The following is a 23,327-nucleotide window of genomic DNA, read 5'->3' as shown; positions in this document are numbered from 1 at the left end:
TGAATAGAACTTCAAATCAATTGTCTGCTCAATATGTTGTTTTTTAAAGAAGAACCTAAATCCTGCAATTGCCAAGTTTGCCGAAGGTGCGAGGCTGCGTACACGCAGACGTACTGTAGTACTTCAAGTGTGCGCAAACAAAGCAGATTCGGTAAAATCGGCAATCCCGAAGGGTGGCAAGCATGAGAAAAATGCTCTTAAACCTAACTCACATTAAAAGTGAACTGATTTCTTGTTGATAAAACCGATAACTGTCTGGAAAAACATAACTAAAAGCGTTTTTGTCAAGTTTGACATGCAAGATTTAGGTAGAATTTATTTTTTCTAACATTCGACGTGCAGAATTTAGGTAATAGTAAGTAACCACTACATTAAAGAAAAATATTTCTCCAGGCCATCGCTTCGTTTTTCCGGGGTCATCTCGTTTGGAGATGCTTTTTCGTGTTGCCATTGCTGCCAGAAAAAAAAGAACTCGTCCCATGATATTTTAAAGACCCCACTTTCTACAAGTTCTTGGTACAGATCAATTGCGTCTTGCAAGACACTTGGCTCAAATTGTCTCCAGGAAGCTTCCCCCTGCATTTGTGTATGATTCATGACGAAAGCACTTAAGTCTGTTGAGTATAATCAATATAATGCTGCCACCCTCGATTCCGAGAAGCGTAAGAACTTACTTAGCGGATGTTTTGAAATGTATAGGAAGAGGTTAGAACGATGTTATAATTTGACGCATCGGTTCCACTGCAAAAAACACACATATAACTAACCTTTTTTGTAGAGAATTCAAGCGATGCTAATAGTGGGATATCTAGCCCGAATTTCTCATGAGTTTTTTTGATTTTCAACTTAACTTTTTGATATTTATAGAAAATACGGTAGTGCTAAAAAAACAGACTGTTTTTTCGTCGATAATCAAAAAACTCACCCTCCGGGTCAGCGGATTTTTCCGCAGACTCTTTGTTGCAGGCCATTTGCGGTAGCTTACTATCGGAGTCTACGCTTACCTGCTGCGTGTCCTGCGCCTCGATCTGCGAAAAACTTCACTGATGAGAAATCCGGGCTGAGTAACTATCCCCCGGCAAAGCCGGGGGGTGCCAAGAGGAAATTACTCTTTTCCGTCGAGTGCCTCTGCCATCAACTCAATGGTATGAGCGCAGCGGACATTTGGGTCAGCCTTGCCCATAGCCCCCTTGAGCATAATCATGCATCCGGGACAATCCATAGCCACGGTTTTACTGTTTACGGCCTTGATAGTCTGCACCTTGTCAGTTGTAATTTGTTTAGAAATCTGGGGATGACTGAGAAAGGAGTAGGTACCGCCAAAACCACAACAGCGGTCACTATTCTTCATTTCTTCAACCGAATATCCGCCGGCATTCAGCAAGGCACGTGGTTCTTTAAAAACCTTATTACCACGCTTGAGATGACAGGAATCATGGTACGTTACCGTTCCTTGTGGTTTGAAGCCTGTCAGTTTTTCCGAAGCGTGCAGTACATTTTCAAGAAAATCTGATGCATCCATGGTTTTTTCACTCAAGGCTCTTGCCTTGGCTGACCAGTCTGGGGAATCGGCAAGGCGCTTAACAAAATCCCCCTTGACTCCCATGGTACATGTCGGGCAGACGCAGAGGATGTAATCAACTTCGGCTTCCGTAAAAGCCTCCACATTTTGCCTGGCAAGGTCCACACCGGTTTCCGTATCACCGGAGTAGAGCGCCGGAATACCGCAACAGTTCTGTTTCTGTGGAAAAACCACTTCTACATCAAGTGCATTAAGCACCTTGATGAGGCTGGTACCAACTTCCGGATAAACAAAATCCGCCCCACAACCAACGAAAAACCCGACCTTGTATCTTGGATTTTTGACGTTCTGGACGATACCTTTGAACTGGTCCCGAAAGGATTTTTCTGCAACAGATGGCAGATCACGCCACTCTGTAAAATCCCTATCCATGAAATGCATAGGCAAATGGCGGATAATCGGCCGCTCACCATCAACCGCATTTTTATGCGTCACCGGACGCTGCAGCTTAGACGCGGCGCGGATCATAGAGTGGAAGAGGCCGCGGTTTTTCATCACCGCCTTGAAGGCAACATTTTTGATCATTCCCATCCCGTACTCTTGGGTAACTTGAGTGCGGAGGTGAAGAATAATCTCTTCCAAATCGATGTTGGAAGGACAAACGGCACTGCATGAACGGCAACCAATGCAGGCCCGGGTAATTTCTTTAGCCTTGTCAAGCCCTTCATAAAAGGCGGTGAGTATAACACCGATGGCGGATATATAGGTGGAACCAAAGACATGCCCACCCACGGTCTGATAGACAGGACATACATTTGCACATGCCCCGCACTGGATGCAGCGAAGAGCATCGCGGCAGGCTTTGGACTCATAAAGAGCCTCACGACCACCGTCAATCAAGACAATATGTTGCTCCTTTGCTTTTCCATCCGTTGGTACGGCACCACGAATCCAGGTGATATAGGAGGTAAGCAGCTGGCCGGTTGCATTACGCGGCAGAAGTCTGGTAATTTTCACGGCGTCTTCCATACTTCGCACTAATTTATGAATGCCTGAAAAAACAACATGCACTTCCGGTAACGTTGCACAGAGTCTGGCATTCCCTTCATTGGTGACAAGACCTATCCCGCCTGTATCAGCAACGAGAAAGTTTGCGCCGGTAAGACCAATATCAGCATCGAAATATCCTTTTCGTAACTGTTCTCTGGCAACGTTTACCAGGCTCTTGATATCTGGAGAAAGTTGCTGTCCTGTTTCTTTGCTAAATAATTCAGCCACTTCCTCTTTGAACATATGGATAGCCGGCATGACCATGTGACTAGGACGTTGCCCGGCAAGCTGGATGATCCACTCGCCAAGATCCGTTTCAGAGGTTTTGATGCCTTCAGCTTCAAGCGCTGCGTTGAAGTGCGCCTCCTCTGATACCATGGACTTTGATTTAGCAATCAGTTTTGCATTTTTCTTTTTCGCAAGATTGATCACATATTCGTTTGCCTCTTGGGTATCCTTTGCAATAAAAACTGTCGAGCCTGCAGCCTCAGCATTTTTTATAAATTCAGCCAAAAGCTCTTTGCGTCTTATCCTGACATCGTCCTTGATCTCTGCCAGATCCTTGCGCATTGCCTCAAAGTCAAGGCCCTGAAAAGCATTTTCCCTGGAGGTAAGGTATGCGTCACCAAACAAATGCAGGGCTTCACTCAATTTCGGGTTGTTTATTGCGGATTCAACTTTCTTTTTATATGTCTGGTCGGTGGCCATAGCAGCTCTCCCTGTACTTTTTTCTTTTAAATTTCCATGAGATCGCTGGAGATTCCTTCAACCAACAGGATATGCAATTCTCTAGGGCCATGGCAGCCAATGGTGAGCACACGCTCAATATCGGCAGTACGGCTGGGGCCTGTTATATAGGCAACAAACCTTGGTTCTGAGCCCTTATGCATCTCCGTCATTGGTTTGACGGCAGAGAGATTGTCTTCCAGTATTGTTTTCGGATCAACCAAAACAAAATGAATTTCCGGGAGAGTAGTGGCGAGTCGAATGTTTTCCATTGTGCTCTCAAGCACTACTGTACCAGTATCTGCCATGGCAAAATTACTGAAGGTGATACCCGCATTCGGAACATGGCCGGCTTTTCGAAAGTCGCCTTCGTATACGCCGACACCTGCAGCTCCGAGAAGAGTTTTCAAGTCGTGCTTATCAGCCAGTACAGTCTCAGGAACGAGTGCTATTCCACTTGTTTTTTCAGCAATGTAGGCAGCCGCATCCTGTAGACTGTCAACCTGGGTTACTTCTGTACCAACTCGACGGGCAGCTTCAACAAAGCATGAGAGATGAGTGTTAGGGGTCATGAACCAACTCCATTTATTAATTTCCATTTCCCTTGCTTCCACAACGGACTGTTGTAAAGGGCGCATACTGAAATAGCAGGGTTAAAAACAATTTAACCCTGCTATTCAAAAACAAATTAAAGGGGACTAAAACAGATGAGGTAGAAAAACAAAAGCCATAAGGGCAGTAACAGTACCGACCACAAGACCATAAAGCAGGAAAGGCCACACTGTACGTCTGAGGATCGCACCTTCCATACCGGAGAGGCCTACAACAGCACATGCCGCAACAATGTTGTGAATACAAACCATGTTGCCCATTGCGCCGCCAACTGCCTGCGAAGCAACGATAATTTGGTGAGGCAGCGCAAGAGAAGCAGCTACGCCCCATTGGAACTCGGCAAACAGAAGATCCGAAACCGTGTTAGAACCGGTTATAAAAGAACCGAGACCACCGACAAAGGAGGCAAATAGAGGCCATGTCTGCCCTGCGATGCTGGAAACAGCTTGTGCCAGGGCCAGAGGCATAGACAGGTATCCATTGGGATTAAGAGCAGCGTCGGCAACACCGGATCCACGGAAGATTGAAACGATGGCAACCGAGAAGAACAAGGCGATTGCCGGACTTTTCATTTTTACAATAGCTTCCTTCCACGCTATTGCAGCTTTCCCTATCGGCATTTTGTGGATGAAAATGGTAAGAATTGCAACAAGGGCAAAAGGAATAGTACCTGGAAGATATAAATATTTTATAGAACCATTGACCCCCTCAAAACCGAAAATATTCGTGAAGGAAACAGAGACGCCAGCAAGCATGGACTTGAGGCCAAGTTCAGGGATACGGGTAACAACAAGGATCAAACCTATGAGAATATAAGGGGTCCATGCGCGAAACTGACTCATATTTGCTTTAAATTTGCCACTGCTGTCTGCGCTGACCGTACCGGTCCATTCCTTGTCCCATTCAGAAGCTGGGCCGAAATCCCAAATTGTGGAAGGTATACAGAAATTCTTTTTTGCCCCTACAATAATAATAGCAAGACCGACAAGACCGCCGATGAGCGACGGGAACTCAGGACCGATAAACCAGGCTGTCAGGAGATAAGGAACTGAGAAGGCAGTAGATGCGAACAAACTGAACTTCCATGCGCCGAAACCTTCAGACCATTTACGGTTCTGGCCGAAAAATTTGGTCATGAAGCCAAGCATAAAAATCGGCAAGATATAGATCATGGGTAAATGCATCAAAGTCGCCCACTGACCTACCACGATGTTAAAAGATTCCATGGAATCAAAATTCACACCGGGAGCACCGGAAACAACAGCTGCCTCAACCAGACCTGTAAGATATTTAAACCCTAAGATAACAGGCGTACCGACAGCACCGAAAGTTACCGGGAAAGAATTAAAGACAAGACACATGATCACGGCTGCCAGGGGAGGAAAACCGAGGCTCAAAAGAAGCGGTGCGGCTAACGCTGCCGGGGTTCCAAAACCTGCTGCGCCTTCTATGAATGCGGGAAACATGAAGCCGATGATGAGCACCTGAACTCGGCGGTCACGGCTGATATTTTGAAAACCGTGTTGAATAGTTTCCATACCGCCACTGTACTGCAGGGTATAGAGAATAATAATCGCTCCAAACACAATAATCAGAATACCGAGCGCAGTCACAGCACCCTGGGTGGTCAAGGCTGCTATATATGCTACTGGAAGCTTCCAGAAGACCATTGCGCCGACCGCACATGATAACCAGGCAGTAGGCATTGCTTTTGTTGCGGGCCAGCGTAGGCCGACCATCAGAATAAGGGCGAGAGCTATTGGGACAAGTGCTACAAGCGCTAAAATTTGTACAGGCATGTTTTCCCCACTTTGTAGGATTTGTGGTTAAGCATAACATTTTTTAAAAAAAATATTTCCAATCATCAACACCGGTTTTTTTTACCCTTTTGGTTGCCTGGCACTGCTCGCTACAAAGAGCAATGACCGGGCAGGAGCAACTGATTTCTCCCTGTTTTTCCTCAAGATTTCCTCCAAAATAAAGTTATAGGTGGCAGTACAGACTCACATGGTGACAAAGGGCATACAAGAAACAGGCGAACAATATCGGCTTGCTTCTCCATGCAACTGGTCTACTAATAGCACTAACTGTGCCAAACTAGATAAATCGTAATTTTCTTAATCAAATCTATATATTGCAGGCACATTCACCTACCAACCCTGATAATTCCAAGCGCCCCAGAGTCTCAAAAAAAGGATTCAAGCTAGGCTGTTTTGGGTAAATAACTTGTAGAACCGGCTACACACCAGGAAATCAAGTTCTCTACAGAGAGCTAACCCTCTGTTTTTACATTTTTAAAAATAAAAAAAGAAAAGTGCCTCTTCTTGAAAACAGCAAAGGCAATAGATTGTCCTAAAAACAGGACAGAGGTGAGGACTCCCAAAAAAAAGACACACAAAAGGAATGATCGAGGACACCGTTTAAAAACACAATTTCTGCCCAATCAATCAATCAATCATTTTATCTGGGGAAAAATAGAAGTTATACAAGAAACACAACAGCGCTTATTTTTGCAAAAGGTCGAGAGGTGAAAAAAAATCTATTTTCGGACAGGTCCTTACTCTTTCACAGGGTAAGGCTATTTTTTTTCAGGAGAAGATAGAAATGCGACCGGGACAAACCAGACTTTTTCAATATTTCTGGTACATTACCATCGCATTGACGGATCAATTCACTTAGATAAACCTTTTCGGCAGTCCCTTTGAACTCTTTGAGCGACGGCAGAGGACTGTCAAAGATATCTTCAAAAATCCGTTGTCCTATTTTCAAGACACCATCATTGCCGGTGCGGTCATCCGCCTCACTCAGTTCCCCAGAGCCGGTCATCTGCTGTATTTGAGATTTAGCCACTTTTATACGAAGATCGCGTGATAAATGAACGGCATAAAGGGTGTCTTCCTCACCAGCATCTATCATCGCCCTTTCCAGGATATTGAAGAGCTCTCTCACGTTTCCCGGCCAAGAATATCTTAAAAGAGTGTCTAAAAAATCCTGTCCCAATTTTTTGGGAGACAAGCCGAATTTCTCACCGAGATAATCCATGCGGGCATGCAACAAATCCTCAATGTCTTCAGTTCGATTGCGTAATGCAGGAAGGTGAATTCGTATGGTTTTAATACGAAAGAGAAGATCACGACGAAAAGTTCCCTGCTCTACCATTGTGTCAAGATCACGGTTGGTAGCGGCGATAAGGCGAAAATTGCTGGACAGTTGTTGATTATCGCCAACCGGTCGAAAATGTTGTTCCTGTAGGACCCTCAAAAAAACCTTTTGAATGGAAAGCGGCATTTCGCCTACTTCATCCAGAAAAAGAGTGCCGCCATCGGCCAATTTGATTAAACCCAGGCGATCTGATTGAGCGCCGGTAAAGGCACCTTTACGATAACCAAACAAGGTGGACTCTACCAGTGATTCAGTGAGCGAAGCGCAATCAACTACCACAAACTGCCCAGATGCCCTTTGACTGTTCTGATGGATGGTGGAGGCAAAGAGTTCTTTTCCGGTCCCGGTCTCCCCAGTTATAAGGACGTAGGCGTCTGAACGGGCAGCCTTGGCGGTCAGTTGCAAACTCGCCTGTATTCTCTGACTTTTCCCGATCACCTGGTTAAATTCCAGTTTACTCTGTTCAGCCCGTGTCTTTTTCTCTTTGTGATACTTGAGTGCTCTATCCAGCGTAAGCCGTATCTCTTTTACACTCGAGGGCTTAAGCAGATAATCCCACACACCGCCTTTAATGGCGAGTTCAGCGCCATCAGGATCTCCTCTTCCCGTCAGAATAACCACCTCCGGCGGTTCTGGTCCGGCCATTATATCTGGCAAAATCTCCAAACCATTGCCATCCGGGAGGCACACATCGAGAAAAAGAATGGCATAGTTTTTCTGCTTCAGCAAAGGCAAGCCTGTTTTTAAATCATATGCCATATCGCACTGGTATCCGAGCCTGGAAATCAGACTCTCCATGGTCTCGCAAGTTTCCTTATCGTCGTCGATAATGAGCATCTGTTCCATTTCAAAACATTCCTGGTAAGAGGTATGAGGCAATAACAAAAACAAATCCGCCAAAAACTAGGCCTGCAGGTTTACCTACAAAAAAAATTATTGTTCAAGGTCCCCTATATTCAACAATAGGTTGTTGAGTTCTACATCAGTATGCCGGCGGGCCTGAATGGTTACAGCGCTAATAGTTTTTTGCAAATCATTTCTAGCATAGGGTTTCACAAGAACAGCAACGATATTATCACAGGTCGCAGCAGCAGTGACAGCATCCTCTCTTCCGGAAACAATAATCACCGGTAAATAATGCAGCGCTGTCGCCAGTTCAATGCCACTCATTTTGGGCATATCATAGTCAGAAATAATCAAATCAAACCAGTTAGGATCCCTTTTAACCATCTCCAGGGCGGTCATTGGATTGCGAACAGCCTCGACCCGATGTCCCATGTCAGTCAAAATCCGGGGCGTCGTGTTCAACTGATCTTCATCATCCTCCACAAAAAGAATGGATAGTTGACCAGATGCCGAATACATTCTATTCCTGTCAGCAAAAGCAAAAGGCTTTTCACTCTGAGGAAGATACACGGTAATAACAGTACCTTTACCAAGGTCGCTCTGTACCTCAATCCCACCATGGTGTCCTTTTACTATTCCAAGAACCACAGACAGTCCCAACCCTGTTCCATCCGTGATATCCTTGGTAGTGAAAAAGGGATCAAAAATTTTATCCAGGATTTCGGGATTGATCCCTGGACCGTTGTCTCCTACTTTGATTGAGACATATCTTCCTGGTGTAACATTTAGAACTGCTGCTCTTTCCTCATGAATAACCTCCTCATTCACCTGCACCTCGAGCTGTCCGCCATTATCGCGAAGTGAGTGGAATGCATTCGTACAGAGATTAAGGATCACTTGATGAATCTGGCTTGGATCCGCATTGACGAACATATTGGGAGTATCTAATTTCGATTTAACCGAAATTGTTGCCGGCAAGGAAACATCCATCAAACTTAAGACCTCTTTAACCACCATGCCGATATCGGTGGCCCTGAATTTCCCTTTTGAAGGTCTACTGAAAGAAAGTATCTGTTTTACCACCCCAGCCCCGCGTCTGGCGGCCTTGAGAACACGCCGCAAGTCTTTAGCTGTTTGGGAATCCGCCGGTACATCGCCAATTGCCAGTTCAGTGGAATTGATGATAGAAGTGAGGATATTGTTGAAATCATGTGCAATTCCACCGGCCAGGGTACCGATAGCTTCCAATTTTTGTGATTGCAGAAGCTGTTTTTCCAGGTTGTGTTCCTTGGTTACATTTTCCGCAGTCGTGAGGATACCCACAACTCGTCCGGCTTGATCACGTAAAGGCACCTTGTGGACCTCAAGCCAACTATGGGTACCGTTGTATTGAATAATTTTCCTTCGAGTCTTGAGAAATGCATTCCGGTTACTGACAACGGCGGTATCTGCATTGGCTGACCATTGGACATAAGCATCATTGTCTGCTACATCTTTGATTGTTTTTCCGACCATGTCTTCAAGATCATCAATACCAAAAAACTCCAGAAAAGTCCTATTCGCGCCAAGATAGTTCCCTTTGGTATCTTTCCATGAAACAAGCTGGGGAAGAGTATCCATGAGCGTTCCCTGAAAAGAGAGTTGCTCTATTACTTTACGCTCTATCCTTCGCCGGCTGATCATGGTTGTCCCCAGGAAAATAAAGGCGATGACCAGGAGAATAAAACTCACCATGATTGTCCAAAAAAGCTCCTTGGACAGCTCATAAAAAGCTCTTGGGCTGTTTATCACCTTTGATGACGTTGGGAGTAAGCTCATATCTACCTGTAATCGCTGCATGACACGGTAATCAAACATATATTCACTTGGAGACTCATAAACAATTGGGATAGTCTCAACCGGTTCACCTTGCAAAATACGCAGAGCAATCTTGGCACCATCCTGGCCATGTTTAAAAGCTGAAAGCAATTTACCGCCAATGGCCCCATACCCGAGCAGGAACTCCCAGGCGGTATAAATGGGAACCGAAGAGTGGGCATAGATCGCCTGCATAACCTCCTCTGTTGTATAGAACTTATCCTGGACGGTCTGATACCAGGGGGTGAAAAACAAAAAAGTGTCTTCCGGCAAATTTTCGATGCGCTCCAGCGTTTCTTCAAGAGTAAGGTGGGACCAGAATTCAACCAGAAGTTCTTTATTATACGTGGCCAACTGGCCTGTGATCTGGCGCTTAATGGCTCTGCCGCCTGCAGTTGCCTGATCACCAATAAAAATCATTCTTCTTTTTTCAGGATGAAGGCGCCTAGCAACGTCAATTGTTGAAATAAGATCGAAAGTCTCTGCAACACCCGTAATATTTTTACGGGTAAGCTCAACCGAACTGATATCATTAATCCCGCAAAAAACAACAGGAACATCGCCAAACAGAGCTTCACCATAACTTTGGATAAAATTAAGGGCATCATTATCCGAGACGATTATGGCTTCAAAAGTTTCGTCCTTAAATTTCTCACGATACAGAGTCAGTAAACGACTGCTGATATACTCATAGTTATATTTTTTTGCATCCATGTACTCTATCTGAAGGTCCACTTTATATTCACTTTCATCGAAAATGGAAAGGATACCTTGCAGAAGTCTGTCCGACCAACGATAGCCATAATGATAGGAGTTAAGATACAGTACATGCTTTTTTTCTTTGGCATGTGCTAAAAAACATGTACTGAGAAGTATCTGCAGAATGAGCGTTGTAATAAGAGCAATTTTTCCCATAAAGGCACTTTTCCGTTGATAGAGTGAATCCAGACGATATTATCCCTTGGAAGCAGCTTGCAAATGTTAAGCCAAAAGCCCTCCGGCTTCTTCTCAAGTTAGTCTCTGCATGTCATTTTGGCAATCTTACGCGGTACTCACCCCAAAAAAAAGGGTGCTCAGATTCAGTTGTTGCAGGTTTGGGCCAATGACATCATTGAGTGCATACAAGTGGGGTTGAGCTGATATAGTCCATAGGCTCCTGCTTACAGGAAAAAGATTTCGAGCTCTCGTGTCTCATTTTTAGGATTTTGTGATTAACAGGGACATCTCCCTTGCCGGCACACTAATACTAGTAGCGATAACTAACTGTAAAAAATTAACATTTTCTACAAATTACCAAAAAATGGCCGTCCTATTTTCCATACAAATCATTTAGTATTGGAAAGGCGGCTAACACTGCTGTCTGATATTTCGGATAAATACATCATATCATTCTGCCATAGTATTTTTTTATTGCCTCAATAATCATCGCGCTCTATCCTGAACTTCTTAGCAAAAAATATAACCCACTTGAATTACATTAAAATATAATAAAGGGTTAGCGGATCTCCACCCTCCCCTTACACCTCCTTTTTTTACATAACCACTAACATTTTTCCCTCACTGGCATGCATCGTGCTTAGTGTTTACCACATTAAACATTTAGGTCAGATTCGGGTGATCTCATCGAACAATGGAAGTTTTTTTTACAAAACCTGACTATCAATCGATGATTTATCAATACATTTAGCACACCGCAACACGCTGAAATTTATCCAATATTTATGGAGAGGCAGCCATGATCGACGTTGAATATCAAAAATATGTAAAGGCAATATCCACCCAAATTCCTGAAGAACGAATCTTTACCGATACGCTTCACCGCCTCGCCTATGGTACAGACGGCGGTTTTTACCGGTTGGAACCACAGGTGGTAGTACGAGTTGCAAACGAAAAGGAAATGCAGCTTTGTCTACGCGAAGCATCGTCCAGAAAACTCCCGGTAACCTTCAAAGCAGCGGGTACCTCTCTTTCCGGCCAAACCATCTCTGATTCTATTTTGCTCATGGCCAGTGATGGGTGGGAAGACTACGAAGTATTGGAAGAAGGACAAAAGATTCGTCTACAACCAGGGATTATAGGAGCAAAGGTGAACACCATTCTGGCTCCGTATGGTCGCAAATTTGGTCCGGATCCTGCTTCCATAAACTCTGCCATGGTTGGCGGTATCATTATTAACAACGCTTCAGGCATGAACTGCGGCACCCATGAAAATGCCTACCAAACTATTGAATCTGCTAAAATTATTTTCGCAGACGGCACCCTTCTTGATACCGCAGATGCCGACAGCCGTGAATCGTTTCGACGAACACGCCCGGGATTTATTGAAAAAATTGAGGAAATTCGTGACAGGGTCCGTGCAGATGAAGCATTTGCCGCTCGAATACGCAAAAAATATTCCATCAAGAACACCACCGGCTTTTCCATTAATCCTTTTGTCGACTACGATGACCCTTTCCAGATTATCATTAACCTGATGATCGGCTCAGAAGGAGCATTGGCATTCATCTCTGAAGTGGTGATGCGTTCCGTGCCCAACTACCCTTGCAAGGCAAGTTCCATGGTTTATTTTCCAGACATCATGACTGCATGCCGGGCAACAGTAGCACTCAAAGAAGGACCGGTAGATGGCGCAGAGCTACTTGACCGACTGGCATTAAAATCAGTGGAGAACGAAAAGGGTATTCCTGATTTCATCAAACAATTTGATGAAACAACCACTGCGGTCCTTTTAGAGACCATGGCCTTGGATGACGATACACTCGCTGAAAATATTGCCCAAATCAAAAATATTCTGGACGACTTTACAACACTTCGTCCCGTGGAATTCACTTCTGACCCCGCTGAAAACGCACAGTTGTGGAATATCCGTAAAGGGGTCTTTCCTGCTGTCGGCGGCATGCGTGAAATCGGCACGACCTGTCTGATTGAAGACGTCGCCTACCACATGGATACCCTGGCCGAGGCAACTAAAGAGCTGCAGGATATCGTCGCTGAATATGGGTACACTGACGCAGTTATTTATGGCCACGCTCTCGAGGGAAATTTCCATTTCATCCTCAATCAGGACTTCAGTGACCCCAAAGAAGTAGAACGTTACGAAAAAATGATGCACGCAGTCATTGAGATGACTGTTGATAAATATGACGGTTCTTTAAAGGCGGAACACGGCACAGGTCGTAATATGGCACCATTCGTCAAAAAAGAATGGGGCGAGAAAGGCTACGAACTGATGCGGGAAATCAAGCAACTCTTTGACCCGGATACTATCCTTAATCCGGGTGTCATCATTAATGATGATCCTGAGTGCTATTTAAAAAATTTCAAACCGCTGCCCCAGTGCGATCCAATAATTGATAAATGTATTGAATGTGGTTTTTGTGAAGTTAACTGCATGTCAAACAATTTCAGCCTCACCGCCCGCCAACGTATTGTCATCCAGCGAGAGATTACGAGACTGAAGAAAAGTGGAAAAAACCCAGAGCGCCTTGCAGAGCTTGAAAAAGGTTTTATCTTCGAGGGCGATGAGAGCTGCGCTGGTGACGGACTTTGCCAAACTTCATGCCCGGTATCTATTGATACTGGAAAATATATAAAGCAAATACGCGCTGCCAATCGCAGTAAGCTTAGCAAAAAAATCGGCAAGTTCACTGGAGATCATCTTGACCTGGTTTGCAGCAGTGCTTCCGTGGCACTTGGGGTGGTCGGAGGTATGCATAGTCTTCTGGGTACCAAAAATTTTGGTAAGATATGCGATACTGCCCGTAGTGTAAGCGGCAATCGCATTCCACAATGGACACCTGCCATGCCTAAAGGCGCATCAGCACCAAAAGCGACCCCGATCAACGCCCACGCTGAGAAAAAAGTCGTCTATTTTCCTGCTTGTATTACACGCTCCATGGGACCGGCAAAGGATGACCCGGTGAACGATTCAGTGACCGAGGTAACCATTCGGGTACTCAAAAAAGCGGGTTATGGCATCATTTTTCCAGAAGGTATGAAAAACCTCTGTTGCGGTACACCTTGGGAGTCTAAGGGCTTTATCGAAACAGCAGACATGAAGTCCAGCGAACTTGAAAAGGCACTGCTTATCGCTTCCGAACAGGGCAAGTATCCAGTACTGTGTGACACATCTCCCTGTTTATATCGAATGCGTAAAGTCATGGACAGCAAGCTGGAACTCTACGAACCGATCGAATTTGTACATAAATTTCTGTTGGACAAATTAGATTTTACTCCTAAAAAGGAGACCGTAGCCATCCACCAAACCTGCTCAACCAAAAAAATGGGCATTGCCGCACTTTTGAAAGATGTTGCCTCAATGTGTGCAGAAAAGGTAGTTTTACCTCCTGATGTAAACTGTTGCGGATTTGCCGGAGACAAAGGTTTTCACATCCCTGATCTGAACGCTCATGGACTGAGAAAAGCGGTTCCGGTGATCAAACAGGAGGGCCCTGTGGCCGGGTATTCAAACAGCCGTACGTGTGAAATCGGCTGCACATCTGAGCTCGGTATCCCCTACATGTCGATCATGTACCTGGTAGATGAAGTAACAACAGGCAAAAATTAAAGTGTATAAGACGTGGTCCCCGTGAAAGCGGGGACTACGTCTGCCCATTGCTGTGCTCTAATAATTTCAGAGATCTTTTTGCTTGATAACAAGTACGTTCGGGTAGCGTGGGCAAAATCAATATTTCATATCCAGAATGTATAGCTCTCATCACAATAGGGCGGTCGAAATGAGCGACAACCCTTTTTTCAGATAATTGTACCCAATCCAGAAAAGCTCTATCACTACTCATTTCATTATATTGACCACCTAACTCAGGTCCCTGCTCTATTTACAAGTGATCCATCAGGATTGTTAGACCACTTGGAGAGAAGCGATGAATTCATCGAAGTCTATTCGCCCCCTCGTTTCAGGAAATTTTAGTTGGCGTCATGTCATTTTATTAATTCTTATTTTTGGCTCACTTCTCTGGTTGTTGAGCTTGCCCCCCATTGCCCAAAACACCGAATACCATTTATTTGCAGACACCCGCAACATCATTGGTATACCAAACGGTTTTAACGTTGTGTCTAATCTACCATTTTTAACCATTGGGATTCTAGGCTTGCGGTTTTGTATGCAAAAAGACGTTGGTGCAGTTCGCCACGCGTGGACCGTTTTTTTTGCTGGCGTTGGTTTAGTGAGCGTTGGCTCTGCATACTATCACCTGAACCCTACCAATGATTCTTTGGCTTGGGATAGATTATTAATGACCATTGGATTCATGGGGCTATTTGTTGCTCTTTTAGGGGAATATATAGACAACCGACTAGCCACGCTTTCACTTGCACCTGCAGTAATAATTGGTCTTGCCTCTGTTATGTATTGGCACTGGACAGATGACCTACGGCCTTACTTGTGGGTTCAACTTGTCCCCTTGCTGACCATTCCAGCGGTGATAACCTTGTTTCAGAAGAAATACTCGCATCAGTGGCTTTTGCTTGCCGCTCTTGGTTGGTACATCCTGGCCAAAGTGGCAGAGTTCTACGACATACCACTATTTCGAATGACTCAAGGATTTATTAGTGGTCATTCACTCAAACATCTACTGGCTGCTGTCAGCTGTTACAGCATTCTTCTAATGCTGCAAAAAAGAAAAAATGTTGACCGTAACTTAACGTCAGAACATAAGTAATTTTAATCCATAACACGCCGATATTTGGAGGCTAGCACAAAACAAGCTGCACAGGAGAATATTTTCAGATGATTATTCTTTTCCTTCCATATGTCTTAGTTTATGCGCTTCGATGCCCATCATCCAAAACCAACCGTATAATTGCCTCTGTGTCTGTCTCATCGGGCAGCCCCCAGTTGGGTTGGTATCCAAAGAGTTCTTGCAAAGCTGTAGACCTGAAGCTGTTATCGAGGATTTCTAAATGGTCGCAGGTGATCAGGCCGGGATGGCAAATGCCACAGGCACGGGAGAGATATGTTAGCTCCTTGCGGAGTGTCACAACATAATTCGCCATTCGGGCCGCTTTGGATGTCGGTTCCAAGCCTCTCATCAACCAGCGATTTTGGGTGGCTATACCTGTAGGACAATGTCCGGTATGACACCGTTGTGCCTGTATGCAACCAATCGACAGCATTGCTTCGCGGGCAACGTTGATCATGTCGCACCCCAATGCAAAAGCAAACAGTGCCGATTCGGGAAGCCCCAGTTTACCTGAACCGATGAACACAAGGTCATGATGGAGATCGGATTCGGCAAACACGCTATAAACCTTGCTCATGCCTATTTTAAAAGGTAGCGCGACATGATCGCTGAATGTCAAAGGTGCTGCACCGGTGCCCCCTTCGCCACCATCGATGGTGATAAAGTCGACGCCGCGATCAGTTGTTGACATAGCCTTAGCCAACTTTTGCCAGAAAACCGATTCGCCAACCGCTGCTTTGATGCCTACCGGCAGGCCCGTCTTGTCAGCGATCAATTCCACAAAATCGAGCATGCTGTCAACATCTTGAAATGCACTGTGGTAGTTGGGGCTGGCGCAGTCGATGCCTATTGGAATGCCGCGAATAGCTGCAATCTCGGGAGTAATTTTAGCGGCAGGCAACAACCCGCCCAAGCCGGGCTTTGCGCCTTGACTCAGCTTGATTTCGATCGCACGGATAGGGCTTGCGTGAACGGTCTCCACCAGTCTATTGAGATCAAAATTGCCGTGCGAGTCACGACATCCAAAATACCCTGTACCGATTTGCCAAATCAAGTCCCCTCCATGCAAATGGTATGGCGAGACACCCCCCTCACCCGTATTATGGAGACACTGAACTATCTTTGCACCGCGATTCAGCGCTTCGATCGCTGGGGCGCTGAGCGCTCCAAAACTCATCGCCGAGATATTCACGACCGAAGCGGGACGAAAGGCGTGTTTTCTTCCACGTCGCCCACCCATCACTTTGGCACACGGTAACGGATACTGCGGATCAAAACCTGGGTCACTACTCTTAGGAGTAGGCAACGGAAACATGGCCTGTTTGATAATCAGGTAATTTGGCGACTGCTCCAGGTCATTATCCGTTCCGAATCCAAAATAGTTGTTGGCGTTTTTCGAGGACGCATAGATCCAGCGCCGCTGATCGCGCGAAAACGGTCGCTCTTCATCGTTGTCGGTCACAATGTATTGCCTTAACTCCGGCCCGACTGTTTCGAGCAAATACCTGCAATGGCCGACAATGGGAAAATTGCGAAGAATTGAGTGCTTGGTTTGCACCAAGTCGTAGATGACTATGAGGAGTAGAAAAAGCCCTATGCCAACAAATATCCAAAACCACATGGGTGTCTATCCTTTCGAATTAGCGACAACGTATCGCGGACGGATTGTAGAGAGGGCAGCGTAATTTCATGTGCGACGTTGCTTGCAAGGTGTCAGGCCTAAGGAGTTGTGCTGAAACAACTTGAATCGCTCACATCGCATCTTCAGGTCATCTTTGACTGATCTTCACTCACAAAATCCTCAACCTAGCACAACTACACCTGCGGCTTTGTTCAATTAGATCGTCAAAATCCAACCTATACATGAGCGCAATATTCAATTTATTTACGAACAGTTCCAGAGAAAAAACACCTTACACACACTTATGGTGAAACGGCAGTTTCGCCAAACCACCCGCCTGGACCATCGTCCAGGCCTGCCCCCATTGAGCTGCCCACAGCACCCATTGTGCCGCAAGCTATAGACCATCTTGCATAATTACTTTTTCGCCCAATCTCTCGGAGTGTAGCGCTTCCCTCGTTATGCCCAAAAAAAATATCCTCGAAATAAGAATCCAATATGAATGATATGCTTGCGGTATTTTTTTGGGCATGCCTCAAGCTTGTGCCAAAAATAGAATGATTCAAGATACCCCTAATCACAGTTATTAAACACAAATATGGGAATCTGGATAAACCTGCTGTAAGCACCTCTACTCTGTGGACTCACAGAAAAATATGCCAATACCATTCTCTATTTTTCTGGCTCAAACAGGCATAGACTATTATCTATTCATTTTCTTTACCGTGGTTCAGATTTTACCTGTATAACTTCTCCAAATCGGCGTACCTGAGACATTAGACCGTTCACCGTTATAGAAGAGTTGACAGGGCACCCAGCGCTCTGCAGGATAGTTTCTGTCCAGGTGTTGCATGTCTTGAAAAGATGATAGGTTTCCTCTGATGCATAGAACTGACTGGTGCCGTAATTTCCATGACCCAAAGCAACTGCCGAACCAGATTTATCACGCGAGAAGCTTTTTGATATACAGCGGATCATTTTCTCAAATCCCGGTACGGAAAGCTGTAACTTGACGATCTCGCTGTATGGAAAATAGTTCTCAGGTTGTCCTCGAAAACCAACCAGGTGCACAACACTTGAGGTCGGCAACAACAAAGCCTTGGCAGCAAGTCCCGATCCGGGGTCGGGAGAGGTATAATATGCTCTATCTCCCCAGCCGATTTCTACATAATCCATATCAGCGAATACATCGGGTTTTGGCCAGTCTGAGTGCATAATATCGCTACGTTTTACAACAATCCCTGCGTGCCAGCCATGATTGACCAGAAATATTATCTTTTTCTCCTCATCCTCTTGGGGAGGGAATAATGCATTAGGTTGCACTGCGCAGCCATTTACCAGTATCACTATGACGAAAGGCAGTACTTTGGCTAACAGCTTCCCCATATCTTTCCTCCGAAATGATGCAAATAGCAGCCTTAATAGACTCATAGTACCCTGACTTCGCCTAGGAGTCTGTCGGACTGAACCCTTTTCCCTCAACTCGGCGTTATTGCCGAAAAAATAATGCTCGCAATATTAAGTATATGGCTGTGCTTATTTTTTCGACAATGCCTTGATTTGAAGAAAAAATTGCTCAATCCGACAGGCTCCTAGAATAGTAAATTGAACAAATCCGCATTATGGCTGACTTTTCAAGAGAGCTGCCACCGCAGCCAACACATATGCACAACCGGCCATGACCAGGACTACCGAAAACCCGAATTCCACAGCCACGATGGTTGCCAGCCCGGCAGACACAACTGAAGAACACCCATTTATCCCCCAGGCCCATGCTGCCTGCCTTTTACTCTGCCCTGCCAGCTGCGCGAGACCAAGGGGAAACGGCATCCCCATGATGATACCAGGCGGGGTAATAACCAGTAAAAAAACAATAGATTTCCAGACCGCTGAGCCGACCATGGCCCAAGAAAGTATTGGCGACAGAATCCGGCTGTATAGCAAAAGCAGTATGCCGGCGACCAGAGCAATCGGAGCCAGGCCAACACCCTGGCTCGAAACCCATGACGAGAGACGGCTGCCTACACCGGAGAAAATTAAAAGACTGCTGATTCCTGCTGCAGCAGCATAGAGCGGATGACCGAAAAACAGGGTCAGTTTATATATCAACATAATCTCAAAAAACATATACCCCAGCCCCAGGGCGCCGAAATAAAGTACAGCCCATCCCTGTAACCTTCTATCCCCAGGTCTTCCGACATGGAGTAACGGCAAAAGAATCAGTACAATCGCCGCCACCGTCGCCTGGAGGAAGCTGACGAGCACTACGAGATATCCCAGTTCTAAAAAAGAGACTGATCGCTCACCAAACAGGCGAGTAAGATCCGGTAGTGATTGCCAGCGAAGAAACTGGGAAAAAAACGGCCTTCCATCGCTGGTTGGCTGGATATCAAACGCATACCCTGCATACAATATCTGTCGCAAGGAGGGGGAGGAGAGCATATCCAGGTTTGAAAAAAAATCAGGATCCGCAATGGTATGATAGCGTTGCCGCTCTTCAGTCTGCAGACCGGGTAAAAGTATTGGATCAAATTGCAGATCATTGCAAAAGACTCGAACCTGTTCTATCTCACCGCTGGTAAGCTTTGAGCGTTTCACAATAAACGTCACCAGGTTCCAGCTACGAAGAGCCACTGTATGCAGGGCCGGTTTCACTCCCTGTTCTTCCAACACTTCGCGGATCGTTGCTGCCAAACGCAGTGTGTTGCGGCTTGGCGTATCGACCCAGGTGGATATCTGAAGAACGCCTTTAACTGAGAGACTATGCCACATTTCTGTTATAGCCTCTTTGGTAAGGAGGTACTGCTCCTGCAGCGCCATTACCCCTGATCCCCCTCCAAAACGGCCTACGACGGGCAGTGTTATTAAATCATATTTTGTCTGGTTTCGGGCAAGCCACGTTCGAGGCTGGACAAACACGTATTCCTGCTGATGCTCTTGATTCGTAAATGGGCTATTCAACCCAAAACCCGACCATGAAAGTCTGGCGGCCTTCTGGTGCGGTTCTACCGCCGTAATCGTTGTTGCTCCCTTCTCTTGAGCCAGCGTAATCTCTGCTCCTGTTCCAGCCTGCAAAAGGAGTACTCGTTCTCGCATAGAGATGGCGTAAGGAAGAGCAGTAGTGGTTGCCTGGTAAAAACGAGGAGGAGCATCGTTAACCACGCCAAACCAATCTCCATTGATGAGGACAACGCCGCTGACTTCCGGTATTTCTTTGGTATAGGTCAAGCTTAGTCCTGGAGCATAGCGCAGGGTCGGAGCGCGTACCAAATGCACTTGCCCTTGCGGATCGGGGTGCGCAGCCACTATTGCAGCACCAGGGATATCGAGAATACGCCTGATATCCTTGTACTCGGAGAATCGAGTTTGCTGGGGCTGAACGAGCAATACGACAATACCTACCAAGCTGAGCAAACCGGTACTGCAGACGAGCATGCGCCTGACTTCTGTAGCCACCAGGCACCCCGCCGCCCAGGGAAGGAAGGCTGTCACGGCTGGAAGATCCAGCGGCCAAAGAAACCCCATGAAAAATACCGCTCCCACACCGCCGAGTCCGGATCCAACCAGGTTCGCACTATAGAGACTGTTAATCCGGTGGCTATGGGCAATAAAAACCAGGCCTATGGGCAAGGCACCGAAAAAAAAGACCAGCAAATAGATAGCCTGGCTGAGCAGAAGAGAGATGGGCTGTACAGGTTCCACCACAACAAAAAAAATATCGAACGTCTCAATCATCCCCTTGGAAAAGGGTAGCGCACAAGCCATGAGCAAAGCGCAAACAAAGAGTAAAACAGGCAGCAGCCAGTTCAGGTTACGCAACAAAAAAGGACGAAAGAGAGCTATACATGTACCGCTTGCACCAAAACCAAGCAAAGCAACCGAGATAACCAAATAAGCGAAGTGGTGCCATTGTATCATGGCCAATAACTGCATCTGCTCCAGTTGAAACCCGATCAAGGCAGCAGAAATCAGCACCAGGGCCATATGCAGCCTCATACCAGGTGCGATTATGCTTTTGCTCACTCTTTTCTCCTAAACGGGACAAAGCGGACCGGCATTAGACTGCGGGTGGTGATCTCATCGTTTTTTTTCTCTACCAGCATGAGGTGCTGAACGAAAAAGGGAGAGCCGACGGGTATAATCATGCGTCCACCTTCCCGTAATTGCTTGAGCAGCGGTGGAGGAATAAATTCAGCGGCAGCGGTCACGATCACAGCATCAAAAGGTGCTGCCGAAGGCCATCCGTTATATCCATCCCCCTGCCGCAGCTGCACGCTGGTATATCCAGCAGCTTTCAAACGGCTGTCAGCGGAGGTAGCCAATTCAGGTATAATTTCCATCGTATAGACATGGTCGGTCAATTCGGCAAGCACTGCGGCCTGATACCCGGAACCGGTACCAATCTCAAGCACCTTATGGTGTGGCTCGAGCGCCAGCATAGCTGTCATATAGGCAACAATGTAGGGTTGAGAAATGGTCTGACCATGACCAATGGGCAGAGGCGTGTCTGCATAAGCACTTCGCTGAAGCGAATCAGGAACAAAGAGGTGACGTGGAACAGTGGCCATCGCGCGAAGCGTTGCCGCGTCTTCGACCCCCCGTTCGCGCAGCTGGGTGGTTACCATGTGTCGACGTTCCTGCTCGAATCCGTTGGCGGGCTCGCTTCTACAAGGTGATATTTCTGCAATCAACGTAAAGACAACCGCCGCAACAGCCCATAGAAACGCAACCGTTACGGCTCTGCTTTTCAGCACATTTAAAAGGTCAATCCCGGCATTCATACTCACCTCTCTTCGGTTTTAGAAAAAAAACAGGTTTGCCCTGTATCTTGTATTTTTCCTGCTGGGCCGAGGATATAGATGACAATGCTCTTAGAATAATTATACTCTTTTTAGAGATGGAGTAATAAAAAAAATGTAGTGAACTAAAAAAAACACCTCCATGACTCGCTGATTTTTGTGTGTCCGCAGCAAGGAGCATCCAATGCCGATCGACAAAAAAAAAATTAGCCGTTATCCATATCGTCAAAAAGGAACTGGGACTCTCTGACGAAGATTACCGAGACATTCTTGAGCGTGAAACAGGCGTCCGCTCGGCAAAGGATCTCGACCCGCAAAGCTTCCAACGTCTTATGCGCTACTTCACCCGCAGCGGCTATTATCGTATCAACCAATACGGCCTCACCTTCAGGCAAAAAGCGTATATCAATCACTTGGCAGCAGAGCTTGGATGGGAAGAGCAGCACCTCAATAACTTTATTGCAAAATACTTTAAAAAACCTGCCGTGACGCAGCTCAATAAAAAGGAAGCGAGCAAGGTGATAGAAGCGCTGAAAAACATACACCAGCGTACTATAAGTTCTTGACCGGAAAAATCGGGGAAGAATTACCACTATGCGATTGTCTACAGAGCTTATCATCGGCAATCATTACAAGAAAGGAGGAACTCATGTCCACTGGAGCATTTTGTAACAGGGAAGTGGTGATCGCTGAACGGAGCACAGAAATTATTACATTGGCCCAACTCATGCGCAAACATCATGTTGGCGATGTAGTTGTTGTTGACAAACAAGGAGAAAAGGTCGTACCGATTGGAGTTATTACTGATCGTGATATTGTTGTAGAACTCGTAGCTGCAGAACAAGATCTTGCTTCTGTAACTGCCAATGACCTCATAAGTCGCGAGCTGGTAACAGGCCTGGATACGGAGAGCATCTGGGACGCCTTGCAACGTATGCGCCGTAGAGGCATTCGACGCATGCCGGTTGTTAATGACGCTGGAAGCCTTGAGGGTATTTTGACGGTAGACGATATCATTGAGCTCCTTGCTGACGAGTTATCCATGCTCGCCGCCATTGCAGGACGTAGCCGGGAACAGGAGCAAAAAACACGAGATTAATTACTGAAGGAGCCTATAACACAGTAGCAACAGTACAATCTGCTACAATATAGCTGAGAACCGCATTGCCACAAAAAGATACGATTGAGCAAGTGTGGAATGTTCGTGTCAGGGAAAATGAAATAGTCTTTTGCGATCGGCGTGGCACACACTGCAAAAAAGATCACTTCCTCTGCAGTCGAGTGCCACCGTAGCTTGAGGAGCTTAAAAAAACAGGAAACATTTATGAGCCCGTTGATTTACTGTCTTTTCGCCCAATCCTCAACTTTCGGGGTTGGAAGCGCATGACAGAAAATATATAGCAACCACCTGAAAATAGCATAAAAAAAAG

At 46.0% G+C, this 23,327-nt stretch carries 14 protein-coding genes; 4 read left to right on the top strand and 10 right to left on the bottom strand.

From position 1 onward, the window contains the following. Nucleotides 1-366: 366 nt before the first annotated feature. The 6 genes from ACHZCY_RS01010 to ACHZCY_RS00985 form a co-directional block, all read right to left on the bottom strand. Nucleotides 367-597, bottom strand: a complete 231-nt coding sequence (locus tag ACHZCY_RS01010; protein WP_319547530.1) for a hypothetical protein — start codon at nt 595-597, stop codon at nt 367-369. Nucleotides 598-1,105: 508 nt separating this feature from the next. Beyond that, nucleotides 1,106-3,280, bottom strand: a complete 2,175-nt coding sequence (gene ldhH / locus ACHZCY_RS01005; RefSeq protein ID WP_319547529.1) for an L-lactate dehydrogenase (quinone) large subunit LdhH — start codon at nt 3,278-3,280, stop codon at nt 1,106-1,108. A gap of 26 nt (nt 3,281-3,306) precedes the next feature. Beyond that, on the bottom strand, nt 3,307-3,870 hold the full coding sequence (locus ACHZCY_RS01000) for a LutC/YkgG family protein (RefSeq protein ID WP_319547528.1): 564 nt from the start codon (nt 3,868-3,870) through the stop codon (nt 3,307-3,309). Nucleotides 3,871-3,996: 126 nt separating this feature from the next. Then, a complete protein-coding gene (locus tag ACHZCY_RS00995; protein ID WP_319547527.1) occupies nt 3,997-5,709 on the bottom strand; it encodes an L-lactate permease in 1,713 nt (570 codons plus the stop codon). A gap of 766 nt (nt 5,710-6,475) precedes the next feature. Then, on the bottom strand, nt 6,476-7,918 hold the full coding sequence (locus ACHZCY_RS00990) for a sigma-54-dependent transcriptional regulator (RefSeq protein ID WP_205222978.1): 1,443 nt from the start codon (nt 7,916-7,918) through the stop codon (nt 6,476-6,478). 87 nt (nt 7,919-8,005) lie between these two features. Next, nucleotides 8,006-10,690, bottom strand: a complete 2,685-nt coding sequence (locus ACHZCY_RS00985) for a hybrid sensor histidine kinase/response regulator (RefSeq protein WP_319547526.1) — start codon at nt 10,688-10,690, stop codon at nt 8,006-8,008. A gap of 820 nt (nt 10,691-11,510) precedes the next feature. On the opposite strand from ACHZCY_RS00985, the gene ACHZCY_RS00980 reads away from it, so the two are divergent. Together ACHZCY_RS00980 and ACHZCY_RS00975 are read left to right on the top strand one after the other, a co-directional pair. Next, nucleotides 11,511-14,342, top strand: coding sequence for an FAD-binding and (Fe-S)-binding domain-containing protein (locus tag ACHZCY_RS00980; protein ID WP_319547525.1), 2,832 nt, complete (start codon nt 11,511-11,513; stop codon nt 14,340-14,342). 316 nt (nt 14,343-14,658) lie between these two features. Next, the gene (locus ACHZCY_RS00975) at nt 14,659-15,456 is read left to right on the top strand and encodes a hypothetical protein (RefSeq protein WP_319547524.1); all 798 of its coding nucleotides are present in this window, start codon (nt 14,659-14,661) and stop codon (nt 15,454-15,456) included. Nucleotides 15,457-15,556: 100 nt separating this feature from the next. Here ACHZCY_RS00975 and ACHZCY_RS00970 read toward each other — a convergent pair whose 3' ends face one another. From ACHZCY_RS00970 to ACHZCY_RS00955, 4 genes are all read right to left on the bottom strand, one after another. Further along, nucleotides 15,557-17,098, bottom strand: coding sequence for an FMN-binding glutamate synthase family protein (locus ACHZCY_RS00970; RefSeq protein WP_319547523.1), 1,542 nt, complete (start codon nt 17,096-17,098; stop codon nt 15,557-15,559). Nucleotides 17,099-17,818: 720 nt separating this feature from the next. Beyond that, on the bottom strand, nt 17,819-18,484 hold the full coding sequence (locus ACHZCY_RS00965; RefSeq protein WP_319547522.1) for a DUF2459 domain-containing protein: 666 nt from the start codon (nt 18,482-18,484) through the stop codon (nt 17,819-17,821). Nucleotides 18,485-18,718: 234 nt separating this feature from the next. Beyond that, the gene (locus tag ACHZCY_RS00960) at nt 18,719-21,121 is read right to left on the bottom strand and encodes a hypothetical protein (protein WP_319547521.1); all 2,403 of its coding nucleotides are present in this window, start codon (nt 21,119-21,121) and stop codon (nt 18,719-18,721) included. Continuing rightward, on the bottom strand, nt 21,118-21,879 hold the full coding sequence (locus ACHZCY_RS00955; protein WP_319547520.1) for a protein-L-isoaspartate(D-aspartate) O-methyltransferase: 762 nt from the start codon (nt 21,877-21,879) through the stop codon (nt 21,118-21,120). The genes ACHZCY_RS00960 and ACHZCY_RS00955 overlap by 4 nt, the downstream gene beginning before the upstream one ends. Nucleotides 21,880-22,058: 179 nt before the next feature. On the opposite strand from ACHZCY_RS00955, the gene ACHZCY_RS00950 reads away from it, so the two are divergent. Further along, nucleotides 22,059-22,463, top strand: a complete 405-nt coding sequence (locus ACHZCY_RS00950) for a regulatory protein GemA (RefSeq protein ID WP_319547519.1) — start codon at nt 22,059-22,061, stop codon at nt 22,461-22,463. Nucleotides 22,464-22,546: 83 nt separating this feature from the next. Then, complete coding sequence (locus ACHZCY_RS00945) at nt 22,547-22,996, top strand: CBS domain-containing protein (protein WP_319547518.1); 450 nt, start codon at nt 22,547-22,549, stop codon at nt 22,994-22,996. Nucleotides 22,997-23,327: the final 331 nt, after the last annotated feature.

Origin of the sequence: Desulfogranum marinum (assembly GCF_963675105.2) — a bacterium.
In the GTDB taxonomy this organism is placed as follows: Bacteria; Desulfobacterota; Desulfobulbia; order Desulfobulbales; family Desulfobulbaceae; genus Desulfogranum; species Desulfogranum marinum.
The sequence above is the reverse complement of the archived record's forward strand: the minus strand, read 5'-3'. Positions and strand labels throughout refer to the sequence as shown.